This window comes from Pseudomonas sp. ArH3a, assembly GCF_022648765.1.
Lineage (GTDB): Bacteria > Pseudomonadota > Gammaproteobacteria > Pseudomonadales > Pseudomonadaceae > Aquipseudomonas.
Genome location: NZ_CP080330.1, coordinates 5,535,750 through 5,551,466, shown reverse-complemented (window position 1 = coordinate 5,551,466; position 15,717 = coordinate 5,535,750). Strand labels below are relative to the sequence as shown.

The 15,717-nt window shown below is 58.0% G+C and carries 11 protein-coding genes; 4 read left to right on the top strand and 7 right to left on the bottom strand.

Annotated elements, in window-relative coordinates:
• Positions 1-169: 169 nt before the first annotated feature.
• From K0P33_RS25465 to K0P33_RS25435, 7 genes are all read right to left on the bottom strand, one after another.
• Complete coding sequence (locus K0P33_RS25465; protein WP_242152237.1) at positions 170-1,513, bottom strand: imelysin family protein; 1,344 nt, start codon at positions 1,511-1,513, stop codon at positions 170-172.
• A gap of 127 nt (positions 1,514-1,640) precedes the next feature.
• Positions 1,641-3,692, bottom strand: coding sequence for a GGDEF domain-containing phosphodiesterase (locus tag K0P33_RS25460; protein ID WP_094950835.1), 2,052 nt, complete (start codon positions 3,690-3,692; stop codon positions 1,641-1,643).
• A gap of 228 nt (positions 3,693-3,920) precedes the next feature.
• Positions 3,921-4,181, bottom strand: coding sequence for a hypothetical protein (locus K0P33_RS25455; protein WP_141240541.1), 261 nt, complete (start codon positions 4,179-4,181; stop codon positions 3,921-3,923).
• Between the two features lie 208 nt (positions 4,182-4,389).
• On the bottom strand, positions 4,390-9,096 hold the full coding sequence (locus tag K0P33_RS25450; protein ID WP_242152233.1) for an RHS repeat-associated core domain-containing protein: 4,707 nt from the start codon (positions 9,094-9,096) through the stop codon (positions 4,390-4,392).
• Between the two features lie 266 nt (positions 9,097-9,362).
• Complete coding sequence (locus K0P33_RS25445) at positions 9,363-9,959, bottom strand: Fe-Mn family superoxide dismutase (protein ID WP_094950838.1); 597 nt, start codon at positions 9,957-9,959, stop codon at positions 9,363-9,365.
• A gap of 178 nt (positions 9,960-10,137) precedes the next feature.
• Complete coding sequence (locus tag K0P33_RS25440; RefSeq protein ID WP_094950839.1) at positions 10,138-10,737, bottom strand: LysE/ArgO family amino acid transporter; 600 nt, start codon at positions 10,735-10,737, stop codon at positions 10,138-10,140.
• A 5-nt stretch (positions 10,738-10,742) separates the two neighbouring features.
• Positions 10,743-11,144 carry an ACT domain-containing protein gene (locus K0P33_RS25435; protein WP_094950840.1) on the bottom strand — a complete coding sequence of 134 codons (402 nt, stop codon included), beginning with the start codon at positions 11,142-11,144 and terminating at the stop codon, positions 10,743-10,745.
• A gap of 100 nt (positions 11,145-11,244) precedes the next feature.
• Here K0P33_RS25435 and K0P33_RS25430 point away from each other — a divergent pair, with 100 nt between their 5' ends.
• The 4 genes from K0P33_RS25430 (at position 11,245) to K0P33_RS25415 (ending at position 15,705) form a co-directional block, all read left to right on the top strand.
• Positions 11,245-12,141 carry a LysR family transcriptional regulator ArgP gene (locus tag K0P33_RS25430; protein ID WP_242152230.1) on the top strand — a complete coding sequence of 299 codons (897 nt, stop codon included), beginning with the start codon at positions 11,245-11,247 and terminating at the stop codon, positions 12,139-12,141.
• Positions 12,142-12,239: 98 nt separating this feature from the next.
• The gene (locus K0P33_RS25425; protein WP_094950842.1) at positions 12,240-13,238 is read left to right on the top strand and encodes an NAD-dependent epimerase/dehydratase family protein; all 999 of its coding nucleotides are present in this window, start codon (positions 12,240-12,242) and stop codon (positions 13,236-13,238) included.
• A gap of 127 nt (positions 13,239-13,365) precedes the next feature.
• Positions 13,366-14,190: an ATPase gene (locus K0P33_RS25420; protein ID WP_094950843.1), complete on the top strand. Its 825-nt coding sequence runs from the start codon at positions 13,366-13,368 to the stop codon at positions 14,188-14,190.
• Between the two features lie 255 nt (positions 14,191-14,445).
• Complete coding sequence (locus K0P33_RS25415; RefSeq protein WP_094950844.1) at positions 14,446-15,705, top strand: AGE family epimerase/isomerase; 1,260 nt, start codon at positions 14,446-14,448, stop codon at positions 15,703-15,705.
• Positions 15,706-15,717: the final 12 nt, after the last annotated feature.

Here is a 15,717-nt window from a genome sequence, read left to right as displayed (position 1 = left end):
GATCAACAGTGGGAGCTGGCTTGCCTGCGATGGCGGTGTGCCATTCGATAACTCAGTTGCCTGACACACCGCTATCGTAGGCAAACCAGTTTCCACAGAGGTCACGGGGTATTCGAGAGGGCGCATAAAAAAGGCGGCCCGAAGGCCGCCTCATTCAACTCACGCCTGATCAGAACTCGTGATCAGCGCTGTCCGGGTTCAAGTCGCTGATACCCAGCTTGCCGGCAGCTGTTTCGATCGAACCGGTCTGCTTGACCAGCGCGGCAATCGCATCACGCACGATCTGGTTGCCGGCATCGTTACCCGCAGCAATCAGCTGGTCGTAGTGCTCACCCTGGTTGGCGTGGTCAACCATGACCTGGATCTTCGCTTCGGTCGACGCCAGGTCGGCCTTCAGTGCGGTGTCGGCAGCCGGGTCGGCCTTGGCCACCAGCGACGACAAGCTCGCGCCGGTCATCTTGGTACCGTCGACGCGGGTGTACTCGCCCAGGTAAACGTTACGAATACCCTTGGCATCGTAGAAGTGCGAGTTGTGCGTGTTGTCGCTGAAGCAATCCTGCTCGTCTTCCGGCGAGTTGGCTTCCAGCGAAACCTTCATGCGCTCACCGGCCAGCTCGCCGAGGGAGAGGCTGCCCATGCCGAACAACATTTTGCGCAGGCCGTCGGTGGCAGGTTCGGCTTCCAGGGTGGCGCGGTAGTTGTCTTCGACGTTGGGTTTCCAGTTGCCGACCATTTCTTCCAGGTCGCTGACCAGCAACTGAGTCACCGCGCGCAGGTAAGTGCGACGGCGCTCGTTGTGGCCGCCAGTGGCGCCATCACCGGTCATGTAGTCGGAGGCGGGACGGTTGCCCGCGCCAGGGCCGGTGCCGTTGAGGTCTTGGCCCCACAGCAGGAACTCGATGGCGTGGTAGCCGGTGGCGACGTTGGCTTCGGAGCCGCCCAGCTCATTGAGGCTGGCGAGTTTGTCCGGGGTAATTTCCTTGACGTCGACCTTGTCTTCGCCGACTTGGATCTGGGTGTTGGCGATGATGTTGGCGGTGGCGCCTGGGTTACCCAGGGCGTGCTCGTAGGATTTGTCGGTGTAGTCGATCAGGCCTTCGTCCAAGGGCCAGGCGTTCACCTGGCCTTCCCAGTCGTCGATGATGGTGTTGCCGAAGCGGAACACTTCGCTCTGCAGGTACGGTACGCGCGAGGCGATCCAGGCGGTACGGGCTGCTTTCAGGGTTTGGTCGTTCGGGTTGGCGAGGAACGTGTCGATTGCGGTTTGCAGGGTTTTCGCAGTGGATTCGGCATCGCTGTACACCGCGAACACCATGTCAGCGTAATGCGCGACCACGGCCTTGGCGGCCGCTTCGTCGACCTTGCCGGCAGGTGCGGCAGCCGCTGGAGCGGTAGTGCTGGCTGCCGGCGTCGGCGCTTGAGGCGCGGCGGCCTTGTCTTTACCTTCGCCGCAACCGGCGAGAGAAATGGCAATGGCCAGCAGACTGGCGGTGGCCAGGGGCATACGAATCATGGCGAACATCCTGCTTCGGTTGTTGATAGGACGCGCGGGGGCGCGCAAAAGCTGCGACATAATGCGAAAGATTTGCATTTTGTGTAAAGGGTTATACGCGGGAAATATTTAGTATTGCTTTGACCGTTCAGAGAATCGCTGCGTTATTGCGCTCGGACTGTTTCAAGTAAGCGGCCAACTCTCGGGCCGGCAATGGTTTGCTGTAGTGGTAACCCTGACCTTCGTGGCAGCCCTCGGAAATGATGTAGGCCTCTTGCTCGGCGGTTTCCACGCCTTCAGCGATCACCTGCATGCCGAGGCTTTTGCCCAGTTGAATGATGGCGCGCACGATGGTTGCATCGTCGTCGTCATCCAGCAGGTCCTGAACGAAGCTCTTGTCGATCTTGATCTTGTCCAGGGGCAAGCTTTTGAGGTAACTCAAGGACGAATAGCCGGTGCCGAAGTCATCAATCGCGATCAGCGCCCCGGAACGTCGCAGGCTCAGCAAGTGCTGGGCGGCGGTGCTGATGTCTTCCATCAGGCCGGTCTCGGTCACTTCCAACTCAAGGCTGCGTGGCGGCAGGCGGTAGATCTGCATCAGGTTGTTGACCACCCGTGGCAGCTCGGTGTGGTGCAACTGCACGGTGGACAGGTTGACCGCCATGCGCAGGGTGGTGAAGCCCAGGTCATGCCACTCGCGCAATTGCCGGCAGGCTTGGTCCAGCACCCATTCGCCAATCGGAATAATGGTGCCGTTCTGTTCCGCCAGTGGGATGAACAAGTCGGGGGGCACCAGGCCGTGCTCCGGGTGCTGCCAGCGGATCAGCGCTTCGACGCCGACCACGCGGTGGTCGCGGTAGCTGATTTGCGGCTGGTACACCAAGTGAAACTGGTCACGGCTGAGGGCATCGCGCAGGTCTTTTTCCAGCTCGCGGCGCCGGCGCATTTCACTGTCGACGCTGGCGATATAGAACTGATAGCGGTTGCGCGAGCGGCTCTTGGCCAGGGTCATGGTCTGCTCGGCTTTTTGCAGCAGCTTCTCGGTGCTGTCGCCGTCTTCGGGGAACAGGGTGATGCCGATAGTGGCGCGCAGGCGAATCTGCTCATGATCGAGGGCGAATTCGGCTTCCAGGTCGTCCAGGATGCTTTGCGCCAGTTCGGCGGCTTCGTAAGGTTGGTCGATATCGGCCTGCACCAGCGCAAACTGGTCGCCGCCCAGCCGGGCCAAGGCGCCGAGGCGGCCGCTGTGGGCACGCAGACGGTCGGCCAGGGCCAGCAGCAATTTGTCGCCGGCCTGGTAGGTGAACTGTTCGTTGACGCTTTTGAAGTCATCCAGCCCTACGCACAACACCGCAACGCGACGTTGGCGGCGGCCGGCGTCGATCAGAATTTTGTCCAGTTGCTCCTGCAACTTCTGGCGGTTGGGCAGGCCGGTGAGAAAGTCGTACTGGGCCATGCGCAGCAGGCTGGACTCGGCCTCGTGGCGCAAGTGGGTGTTGCGCTCGATGGATTCAAGCAACTGGTTGGCGGTGTTGATCCACAGCCCCAGTTCGTTACGTTCGTGGCCTTTGAGCTGGGGAATCTTGTGTTCGCTGGGCCGGTCCGGGTTGATCGAGGTCAGGTGCTCGATAATCCGCGACAACGGCTTGGTCAGCAGCCAGTGATAAACCAGGTACAACACCAAGCCCATGGCCAGGGCACGCAATACACCGGAAATAAAGATGATCACCGAGCTGACCAGAAAGCCTTTGCCATAGGTGGCCGTGTCGAGGGTGATGCTCAGGTCGCCGTAATACTCGCTGTAGGGGCCTTTGCCGACCAATGACGTGGTGAAGGTGCGTTCCTGGCCAAGAATCAGGTCGGTCAGCCAGCGGGTGGGCGATTGCTGCAACGCGCGGGTTTTTTCCGCGAGCATGGTTTCGTTGGGGTGGCCGATGGAGGCCATGCGCACGGCTTCGTCCTGAAACAGGCCTTCGATCACCTGCATACCCATCTCGCGGTCCAGGCTGTAGACGGCCTGGGTCGAGGGGTCGCGAAACATGTCGAGGATGCGCTGGGCATCACCGGCCACGGCCTGGCGCGTCTTGTAGGCATCGAACACGATCTGCGCCGCGCTCAGCGCCACGCCCACGATCAATGCCGACAGCAGCACAACCCGTAGCAACTTCACCGACAAGCTGTTTTTGAGTTCCAGCTTCAAAGGGGCATTCCTTGTTCCATGCGGGTGGCCTCAATATGCCATGAGTATTGGCAATCTCGTGATGGCAGTCAAAGGAACATTAGGGCATCGGCGGGTTTGGTGACGAACTTGAAGGGAGGGTGACAGCGAAGGGGGAAGGCGGGGGGCAGGCGGATGGGGAATCCGCCTGCCTGAGACAGCTCCCTAAGAGCACAGGGCGCTTGGGGAGCGAATGCGCTCATGTCTCTATCAGCTGTGCTGATTGATATTGATATTCATCGATTGCGGGGCGTCGTACTGCATTTTGCCGTTGTGTTTGTGCGTATCCTCGTTCGCGATCTTGTGTTGATTCGCGCCGTCTTTATTCTCTCCGCCTTGTTGCTTGGCCAATGCTTTAACTACTTCGCCAGCGACTTTGGCGATTTCTGTGCCCATTTTTGCCACTTCGCCCATGCCGCCCATTGCCTGGCCAGCCATAGGCATGACTGCTGCTATTACGCCACCGATCATAGTAATTTCTCCGACAAGTAATAGAGGTGAATTCCTCACCCTCACTACGTGGCACGATTTGCGCACTGAGTTCCAACGACCGGAGCACAATTCACCACAAAAAAAGCCCGGCAAAAATAGCCGGGCTTTTTCCTACTGCAAGCGCTGCTCAGTCATTGAAGGGGTTGCAGGCCTGAGCCCGCGCCGACGGACATCAGTTCTGCAGGCGTTAGCGCAGCCGAGGAAAGCGCCAGGGCTTGTTCCATAAACTCTTCCAACTACCATTCGGCAACCAAGTCCCGTTACCGATGAGCGAATTAAAACCGTCAGTATTCTTCGAGTCGTCCAAAACGCCGGTATTCGTCAAGACTCCCGTAACAGCGAAAGCGATGGTGTTGAGGTCATCAAACGGTTCGAATTTTGCGATCGCTGGGATCACAGCGTTGGAGTTGAAAGGATACGGCTCTATCGCTGCAGCCCAACGCAGAGGGTTCATATTTTCTCGCGTCTCGCCGATGATGGATAGCACCGTTTTTTGGCTCTGTGAAATGACTGCCGCGCGCTGAAAGATGTTCTTGCCGACAGCACGTGCTGAGTTCCCCAGATAGCGGGCAAACATCACTGCCCGTTTGGCAAGCTTCATGCCTAGCTTGGCTGCTGAGCTGAATACGCCAAAGACCAGGGAAGCCCAGGCCAACCCTTCAGACCAGTCTGAACTGATGTCGGCAATCAGGACCGACACGACGGCCGTGGCTGCTGAAATAGCGGCAAAGACGACCATACCCGCCGATAAAAGCAGCGTCGCGCCTCCCGTCATAACAGCCGATAGCACCCCTATAGCGGTAAAAATTATAGTGCTAATCAATTGTGAGTCTTTGCCCAGGCTGAGGGGACCAGGAAGACTGTCGCCCCAAATACCCCTCAATCGATTGCTTACTGAGAAGTGGCCGGTGGGGTCTTGAAAATTGATGGGGTCGTTATCGGTACAGTAACCGTAAGCGTGTGGGCCACCTATGCCAAAGGGGCTGCTCGTGTCCGGGGCATTGAACTGTCGCGTCTCTGGGTTGAGAAAGCGGTAACCACAGCCCAACGGGTATTGGCCGATGGTGCTGTCGTAGAGCTCGCCATTGTCACCCAGTAACGATTGGGTATCTTCAAAGAAGTGTTCGCCGTAGGGGCTATAAGCATGAAATTTTGTGGTGTTGGCCTGCGCGTCGTAGGTAACCCACACCGTGCCGTTGACGTCGCGCCATTCGTATAGGGTTCTGTCTACTCCGGAAATCCGGGTTCGTTGAGCGGTGCAGCCAGTACTGCCGGGTTCCATATGCCGGTAGGCATCGTTATCCCCAAGCGAGTACTCGCCATTGACCTGGAGTTCGTTATAGATGACTTGACGTTGCTGCGAGCCCTCGCCTTGGGTCATGAGGCGATCACTGGGGTCGTAGCTATACCGGGTACTTCCTGCCTTTATCAGCCGGCCTAACCAGTCATAGGTATATTTTTTACCGTTTTGGTCTTGAGTGACCCGGCCGGCAATGTCGTACGTCAAGGTCGCAGACTTTGTGTAGTCCGCATGGCTGTTCGCGATCTTTTCCAGGCGAACGCCCGTGGAGCTGTCGTAGGTGTAGGTCGCTGTGTTGCTTGCGCCGGCGAAAGTGCTGACACAGCGGGTGACATTGCCCAGGCCATCATAGGTGAACTCTTGCTTGTCTATGAGTTTGCCCTTCGGGTTTTTAGGCCTCCAAACCCCTGTAGTCGTGCATGCCTTAAGCCGCCCGCCCGCACTGTAGGTGAAACTGCGCGAGCCTTTGACGGCGCTGCCTTGTTTCAACTGGACCTGTTTGAACTTACCGTCGCCATAGTAAACGGTGGTTATTTCCAAGGCAGAGGCGGCATTTGCAGCGGGTACGAAACGGCGGCTGGTTTCACGCTGCTCAGCGTCATAACTGTAAGTGACCTTGATGCTTGTCGATGCGCTGCCCAGAGTCTTTACAACCTCTTCTTTCAATAGCCCTTGGTCGGTGTAAGTGCACGAAGTGTCGTGTGTGTTGACGCTACGTGTACGCTGGCCCTTTGGATTGTACTCAAACTGCGTTGAGTGCTCGAAGACGTCGGTATCACTGAGCACACGCCCCGCGGGTGAATAGAGGGAGGAGACTTCTTTGGCTTCACCGGGCTGAGTTTGCACGCGTTGCTGGGTGGTGCGTAAGTTGAGGTCATGGTCGTATTGTAAAAAATGCTCTCCCTCGCTGGCTGTGGAGAGACTTTGTGTGGCGTGGGCATAGGTGAAGTTTTTTTGCTGGTTGGCACCTTTGCCACTGACTTTGCCGAGTTTATTGCCCAGTTCCTTGATGTACTCGTATTGGAGGTCGATACCGTCTGCGGTTGTTTTTGACGCCGGCAATGGGTCCCCGCCATTGTAGAGGTAGGTCTCTACGCTGTTGCCTCGGCTCAGGCTGGTGACACGGTCCCACCCATCGAATGTTCGGCTACCCAATAAACGCGTCGAGGCGCCCAGGGGGCCAAAACTGATCTTTATGGTTGCCGGTTCATCAGTGCGCAACAACGGGGGATAGGTGTAATGGTAGCTGTAGACGAGATCCAGCGGGAGCAAGCCTTTATCGTTTTCGACATGGGACTCGGTCAGCACGCGTCCGAAGACGTCATAGGTATAGCGGATGGTGGTGACACCGAACTCGCCAACGGTTTCCAACTGTGCGAGTCGCTTCTCAAATGTGTAGGTGGCGGTTTGCGTTTGAAATGCGACGCCGTTCTGGCCATACCACACAATTTTCTGGATCGTCTCGTCCGCGTTGTAGGTTGTCACCTTGCGGTGTTTGTCGTTGGCATTACCGGTCCATTCGCTCCGTGTCATTGCAATGGGGTCGTACAGGTTGAAATCTTGCCGACCGTCGCTGTAGCGTCGCCCGCTGACTGCACCCCAATCGTCGTAATCTATTTCGCTCCAGTCGCTGACTTGGGTGCCGTCTTCCGTGTAATCGTACTGCGTGCTGCGCAATTCGCGCCCCATGAGGTCGTAGCTGACTTCCCTGAGCAGGCGCTGGGTGTTTGCTTCGACGTATTCGTACTCCCTTACCAGCCGGTCTTGACCATCGTATTGGCTCAAGCGAACCTGCCCGTTAGGCTCGGTGACCTTCACTTGGCCAGGGGCCGGATAGGCATAGCGAGTGGTTTGCTTATAGGTTGGGCTCTGCGCGCACACTGTGAGCGTCGCTAACCTTCCAAACGCGTCATAGGTGTACTCCGTCCGATTACCGTCGGTGTCCACCTGACGAATGAGGCGCCCGCTGAGAACGCTCTGAGTGGATGAAGACGTACGCGAGGTTCCAGTAGGTTCAGTGTCGACGGTCTTTGTGGTCAGCTCTGTGTTGTTTGCCCCCCCGAGGGTGTACGTAAAGGCACGTTTGGGTACACGAAATATGTCATCTTCGTAGGCGACTTCCATTAGTTTTCCTTTACGAAAGTCATTGTCCGTGTAATAGCTGAAGTTCTGGAAAGTGATGCTGGGGTTAATGATATTTAAGGGGTCGAAGGTTTCTATCAGGACGGCGAGCTTTGGCTCGCTCATGCCGGGTATATCGGTATAAAGATACGTTTTAGTGTTTATGGCAATGTTTAAATACTCGCCGAGCAGTATGGTTTCTTTGTACGGTCGGTCCGAGAGAAATTTTTCGCCGTCATCGTATTCGTAGGTGGTGGATGTGTTAAGTTTTTTGTTTTCAATCAGGGCGGCATCTTTGTTGAAACGATTATGAATATCTATTTTTCGAGGTTTAGAAGATGATTGGCCGTATGTAGTGGAACGTTCATTTTTTATGGCGTTCGGTTCTGCAGAAATTGTGTAGTCTGTGTTGGTATAGGTCGTAATGTCGTCCGTGGTGCTACTGGTCAATTCCGATAAGATTTCGTTAGTCTTGTGATCGTACGTATAGATCGTCTTTTGTCCAGCGCCGGTTTTAGTTGTTATGTAGGCTTTAAGGTTGGTATATCGACTGTACTCATAATGATGAAAGACCGGTTCCCCGCCGCCGTTGGGCTGCAAGTGATGGCCGAGAACACAGGGCAGTGCCGATAATGTGGGGTTGTCCGGGAAGGTCAGCCCATTGTCGTCGTACTCAACCTCTTCAACGAGGCCGTCCCAGTGGGTGAACGTGTTCAGCAGCCAGCCAGCGGTCTTATGATCCAGATACGTGAACGAGGTTTTAATATCGTCGGCAAGCGTCACGGATTTAAGGGCGTAGTCCTCAATCGTCAGCTCATAGCGCAATGTTTCAGTGGCATCGTCGGGCCAGAAGGTCAGGGTGACGGGCGTAAGTGCTGACTGGGCGTTATCTTCGGCGAGCGTATAGTCAATTTCGATCAGCGTACGAAGGCTGTCTTTAACACGCTGTAACTTGGTTTGATAATAGGTTTTACCGTCTATTACGTGGGCTGTGGCAATCCAGGTCGAGTACAGGAAGTAATATCCATCGAGGGTCAGCGACTCGGGTAGATAAAACAGCGAATCTCCCAGCTTGGACAAGACTTCTGTTCTGCCGCCTTTGCGGTAGACGGTCAATTTACCATCGGCGCCCCATTCGGCAATGACCGCCACTTGTTTCAAGTTTTTGCCCTTTTTCAAGGGCAGTGTTTCGCCGGTATTGAGCGTTAACTTTTCATATTCTTCACTGTAAATAGTCGTGCTGAATTCCCAACCGTCGCCCAATGCGGCCTGGTTATTGGTCAGGGGGCTATAATACAGGTCCATTTCTAACGGGGGGCCGTTACCCTGGTTACCGCTCGGGGTGGGCATTTTTACGTACGCTTCAAACAGTCCGGTGCGGGTGTTCACCATATTGAATTTTTGGGTGGTTGCGTTAAAAATCGGCTCGCTCTCGTAGTCGGCCGGGTCTTTGCCCATTGGGTTATGTGCCATGTTCAATCTCCTTATAAGTTTGCTTGTCCTGAGCCTTCAGAACAGGGTGGAGATCTGAGCCTATATAAAATCTGACGGGGTAAAACCTGTGATTTCTGACAGTTTTTTATAGCGATTGGCTATAGACCGGGCTGTTTAATAGCAGCGATGGGCAAGGTTTGCGGCGGGCATAAAAAAACCGGAGCCCTTGGCGGGGCTCCGGTTTTTAAGCAGATCACGGATTATTGATTAATCACACAAGTGATCAGCGGTACAGCAAGGTGTGCTTAAGCAGTAAAGGTCTTGCCTTCGAACTGCTCAGCCACGAACTTCCAGTTGACCAGGTTCCAGAACGCTTCCACATACTTTGGACGCACGTTGCGGTAGTCGATGTAGTAAGCGTGTTCCCAGACGTCGCAGGTCAGCAGCGGGGTGTCGCCGCTGGTCAGCGGGTTGCCGGCGCCGATGGTACTGGCCAGGGCCAGGGAACCGTCAGCCTTTTTCACCAGCCAGCCCCAACCGGAACCGAAGGTGCCGACGGACGTCTTGGTGAATTCTTCTTTGAACTTGTCGAACGAACCGAACGCAGCGTTGATGGCATCGCCAAGTGCGCCGGTTGGTTGGCCGCCGGCGTTTGGCGCCAGGCAGTTCCAGTAGAACGTGTGGTTCCAGACCTGAGCGGCGTTGTTGAAGATGCCGCCCGAAGAGGACTTGACGATTTCTTCCAGGGTCTTGCCTTCGAACTCGGTGCCTGGCACCAGGTTGTTCAGGTTCACGACATAGGTGTTGTGGTGCTTGTCGTGGTGGTATTCCAAGGTTTCCTTGGAGATGTGCGGCTGCAGGGCATCGTGTGCGTAGGGCAGCGGCGGCAATTCGAAAGCCATGATGATTCTCCTAATCAGGTCAGTTGCGGTGAGCGCAAGGCCGATCACGGGCGGCCAAACAAGCGCCGGGGAGTTTGTACTCTTTGCGGCGCAGGGTCTGGATCATAGCACCGGGGGTGCGGCAAAACCACGCAACAACTGTGTGGGATAGAGGTTCCAGAGCGTTTTGGAATATTCATCAAGCACTGATCAATTGATACGCCACGCTGAACATCATGACCGCCACCAAAAGGTCCAGCAGCCGCCAGGTAGCAGGGCGTGCCAGCCACGGCGCCAACCACGCGGCGCCTAATGCCAGGGTGGCGAACCACAGGAACGACGCGCTGGCCGCGCCGGCCACGTAGGCGCCGGGTTCAGTTTGCTGAGCGCCTAAAGAGCCAATCAGCAAGACGGTGTCCAAATACACATGCGGATTGAGTAACGTCACCGCCAGGGCGCTGAGTAACACCGCGCGCAGGGAACGCACCTTGAGGTTTTCGCCTTGACCTAGGCTTTGCTTGGAAAACGCGCGACGCAGCGCCAAGGTGCCGTACCACAGCAGGAACGCCGCGCCGCCCCAACGGGCAACCGCCAGCAGCAGCGGGTTTTGTGCCAGCACTGTGGCCAGGCCGAATACCCCGGCAGCCACCAGAATCGCATCACATACGATGCACAGCGCCGCCACCGGTAGGTGATGCTCACGGCGCAGGCTTTGCGCCAACACAAACGCATTCTGGGTGCCGATCGCCATGATCAGGCCGAGGGCTACCAGCAGCCCGTTCACGTAGCTTTGCCACATAACCTTTACTCCGCGTTTGCTGCCAAGTGGCGCAATACATCCATGGCTCGCTCAGCATCGCTGCGGCCGACAAACAGGTGGTCGTGATAAAAGCCGGCGATCACGTTGCAACTGATGCCGGCCTTGCCCAAGGCGCTGGCGAAGGCAGCGGTCAGGCCTACCGCCTCCAAGGCCGAATGCACGTTCAAGGTGATCCACGCGGCGACATAGTCGAAGGCCAATCCGGCCTGTTCAGCGTGTTGGCGGTCCAGGATCAAGGTCAGGCCTTCCTGCTCGCGGAAGCTGCCGATCACCTCGCAGCCGGGCGGGATACGGTTGTCGGGCAGGGTGCAGAACACATAATCGCCCTCATTGAGCTGTGGGCTCATGCTGCGCAGCAGGGTTGCCAGGGCGGTTTCGCCAGCCATGTGTGGGTTCCTTAATAGAGAGAGACTCAATGCTGGTCATTCTCATGGGCTAGGCTGTATAAGAAAAACCAATATTGCTGATCGCCCATTAGAGAAACTGATGTTCGACTATAAATTGCTTTCCGCCCTGGCGGCGGTGGTGGAACAGGCCGGCTTTGAGCGCGGCGCCCAGGTGCTGGGGTTGTCGCAGTCGGCGATCTCCCAGCGCATCAAGTTGCTTGAGGCGCGTGTCGGCCAGCCGGTGCTGGTGCGGGCCACACCGCCCACACCTACCGAAATCGGCCGGCGCCTGCTCAACCATGTGCAACAGGTGCGCTTGCTCGAGCGCGACCTGCAAAGCCAGGTGCCGGCGCTGGACGAGGAGGGCATGCCCGAGCGCCTGCGCATCGCACTGAATGCCGACAGCCTCGCCACTTGGTGGGCTGAGGCCGTCAGCGACTTTTGCGCCGAGCAGCATTTGCTGCTGGACCTGGTGGTGGAAGACCAGACTGTGGGCCTTAAACGCATGCGCGCCGGTGAAGTGGCGGCCTGCATTTGCGCCAGCGAGCGCCCCGTGGCCGGCGCGCGCAGCCTGTTGCTCGGTGCCATGCGCTATCGCGCGCTGGCCAGCCCGGCTTTTATTGCGCGGCATTTCCCTGAGGGCGTGCGTGCCGATCAATTGGCGCGAACGCCGGCGCTGGTGTTCGGCCCGGATGATTTCCTGCAGCACCGTTACCTGGCGTCCTTGGGCGTGGACGGCGGTTTCGAACACCATTTATGCCCATCCTCCGAAGGCTTTATCCGCTTGACGGAAGCCGGCCTGGGCTGGGGGCTGGTGCCGGAATTACAGGTGCGCGACCAGCTGCAAACCGGCGTATTAGTCGAGTTATTGCCAGATAAGCCCATCGATGTGCCGTTGTACTGGCATCATTGGCGCAGTGGCGGGCAGCTGTTGGGCCTGTTGACCGACCATCTGGCCCAGGCCTGTGGCCAATGGTTGGTGCCCTATCAGCAGTAACAAGCGTCAAGCTGCAAGCTGCAAGAGAAAAGCTTGCGGATCGTTTTTAACTTGTGGCTTGAAGCTTGACGCTGGCAGCTGCATCCGTAGGAGGCTACATGAAGATTCTGGTCACCGGCGCAAGCGGCTTCATCGGCGGGCGCTTTGCGCGTTTCGCCCTGGAGCAAGGCCTGGACGTGCGGGTCAACGGGCGGCGCGCCGAAGGTGTGGAGCACCTGGTACGGCGCGGCGCCGAGTTTATCCAGGGTGATTTGAACGACGCCGATCTGGTGCGCCACCTGTGCCGCGATGTTGAAGCCGTGGTGCATTGCGCCGGCGCCGTCGGGCTGTGGGGCAAGTATCAGGACTTCCATCAAGGCAATGTGCTGGTCACCGAAAACGTGGTTGAAGCCTGCCTCAAGCAACGCGTCGGGCGACTGGTGCACTTGTCATCGCCGTCGATCTACTTCGACGGGCGCGACCACCTCGGCCTGACGGAAGAACAAGTGCCCAAGCGCTTCAAGCATCCCTACGCCGCCACCAAGTACCTGGCGGAACAGAAAGTGTTCGGCGCCCAGGAGTTCGGCCTGGAAGTGCTGGCCCTGCGCCCGCGCTTTGTTACCGGTGCCGGTGACATGAGCATCTTCCCGCGCCTGTTGAACATGCAGCGCAAGAACCGCCTGGCTATCGTCGGCGACGGCCTGAACAAGGTCGACTTCACCAGCGTGCACAACCTCAATGAAGCGCTGCTGAGCAGTTTGCTGGCCACCGGTTCGGCGCTGGGCAAGGCCTACAACATCAGCAACGGCACGCCGGTGCCGGTGTGGGATGTGGTCAACTACGTGATGCGCCAGATGGACATGCCCCAAGTCACGCGTTATCGCTCTTACGGTTTGTCCTACAGCGTGGCGGCGTTGAACGAGGCATTTTGTGCGATGTGGCCGGGGCGCCCGGAGCCGTCACTGTCGCGGTTGGGCATGCAGGTGATGAACAAAGATTTCACGCTCGATATCAGCCGGGCGAGGCATTATCTCGACTACGAGCCCAAGGTCAGCTTATGGACTGCACTCGACGAGTTCTGCAGTTGGTGGCGAGCCCAGGCTCCGGGGCGCCAGTAAGCTCACACCCGGCAACACTTCGGGAACCGAATTCGCGGTTCCGGGTCGATCAGTGCGGCGCAAGCGCGGTTTATACTCGCGCTGCTCGGCTTTTCAGGTAGCTATCTCACCGATTCAGGGTTGATTCATGCGTAACGATGCTAAAGACGATTTCGACAACGTTCCCAGCCTGCGGGCCGACATCGGGGACGATGATGATTTCGAGCCGAGCCCCGCCACGTCGGTGCGCTCGCGCAATCCGAAGGTGGTCAAGGTCAAGAGCGCCAGCACCGGCCCGCTGTGGGCTTTGGTCGGCGCGCTGTTGATCGCCTTTGCGGGTCTTGCCTGGTGGAGCTTCCAGCAGATTTCCCTGATGGGCCAGCAATTGGTCGCTACCCAGGAAAGCTTTGCGCGCATCAGCGAAGAAGCGGCGGGGCGCCTGCAGGATATTTCCGGCAAGGTGGTGGCCAGCCAAGCCAGCGTGAACAACGGCAGTGAAGCGCTCAAGTTGCAGATCAAGCAGTTGGAAGCGCAGTTGCAGGAGCAAGGCAAGCAGCAGGTCGGCGTCGCCGGCCAGGCCTCCGAACTGGACCAGCGCCTGGCACAAATGACCGCCAGCACCGCCGACCTGTCGAGCGCGAATGCCAAGTTGCAGGGCCAGGTGCAGGCGCTGACCGACGCAGTGGCAACCCTCAAAGCGGCGCAAGGTGAAGTCAAGGATCTGTCTGCCGACGTGGCCACCCTGAAGAAACAGGGCAACCCGAGCGCGGCCATTGCCCGCCTGGAACAGGACCTCGTGGTGCTCAAAAGCGCGCAGGACAACCCGACGGTTAACAGCGATGCGCCGACCAATAAAGAGTTTGATGTGTTCCGCATCCAGACCACACGCAATATCACCACCCTGCAAAGCCAAGTGCAAAACCTGCAGCAACAGCTCAACGCGCCAGCGAAGATCAGGCCTCTGGGGCAGTGATAGCAGGTGTAAACCGGCTTTCAACTGTGGGCGCTGGCTTGCCTGCGATAGCGATCTGTCAGCTCATGCTTTTGTAACTGACCCACCGCTATCGCAGGCAAGCCAGCTGCCACAATTAGATTGGGTTCAGAGTTAGACAGGACCATCTTTTGAATTGTCACCGGCTGGTGACATTTCCGTTCCCCTTCGTTACTTGCCCTGATCTCACCCTTGTTTAGACTCCGGTCATCCCATAAAAAATAATAAGGGCTACCTATGACCACGCAACCACTGCCTGCCAGCAGTTGGCTGAACGCACCTGCCCATCACACTTGGCTCGCCCACGAAGGCCTGCGCCTGCTGGCATTCGCCAAGGCCTCGCGCCTGCCAGATGGCTTCGGCAACCTCGACGACAACGGCCAACTGCCGGCCGATGCCCACGCCGAAACCATGAACACCGCCCGCATGACCCACAGCTTCGCCATGGCCCACGCCATGGGGTTGCCCGGTTATGCCGACCTGGTGGCGCACGGCGTTGCGGCGCTCAGCGGGCCATTACGCGATAGCGAGCACGGCGGTTGGTTTGCCGCGCCCCATGCCGTGGATGGCAACCGTGGCAAGGCCGCTTACCTGCATGCGTTCGTCGCCCTGGCCGCCAGTTCGGCGGTGGTGGCGGGCGCGCCCGGTGCACAAAACCTCTTGAACGACGCCGTGCACATCATCGACCAGTTCTTCTGGAGCGAGGAGGAAGGCGTCATGCTCGAATCCTTTGCCCAGGGCTGGAGCGGTGTTGAGGCTTATCGCGGCGCCAACAGCAACATGCACGCCACCGAAGCATTCCTGGCCCTGGCCGATGTGACCGGTGACACGCGCTGGCTCGACCGCGCATTGCGCATCGTCGAACGTGTTATCCACACCCACGCCGCCGGCAACCAGTTCATGGTCATTGAGCACTTCGACGCCCACTGGAAGCCACTGCTCGGCTACAACGAAGACAACCCTGCCGACGGTTTCCGCCCTTATGGCATCACCCCCGGCCACGGTTTTGAATGGGCGCGGCTGGTGCTGCACCTGGAAGCCGCGCGCCTGCAAGCCGGGTTGGCCACGCCGGACTGGCTGGTAACCGATGCTCAAGGCCTGTTCGCCAGCGCCTGCGAATACGCCTGGGCCGTAGATGGTGCGCCCGGCATCGTCTACACCCTGGACTGGAACCACCGCCCGGTGGTGCGCGAGCGCCTGCACTGGACCCATGCCGAAGCCAGCGCCGCCGCCCAAGCGTTGCTCAAGCGCACCGGTGAGCTGCATTACGAAACCTGGTATCGGCGGTTCTGGGAGTTCTGCGAAAGCCACTTTATCGACCGCATCCGTGGCAGCTGGCACCACGAACTCAGCCCACACAACCAACCCAGCAGCAAGATCTGGGGCGGTAAACCGGACCTTTATCACGCCTGGCAAGCGGTGGTGCTGCCTGCGTTACCCTTGTCACCCAGCATGACCAGTGCGTTAGGGCAGGGCTGCTATGTCACCAAGTGGTGACATTTGTACGTC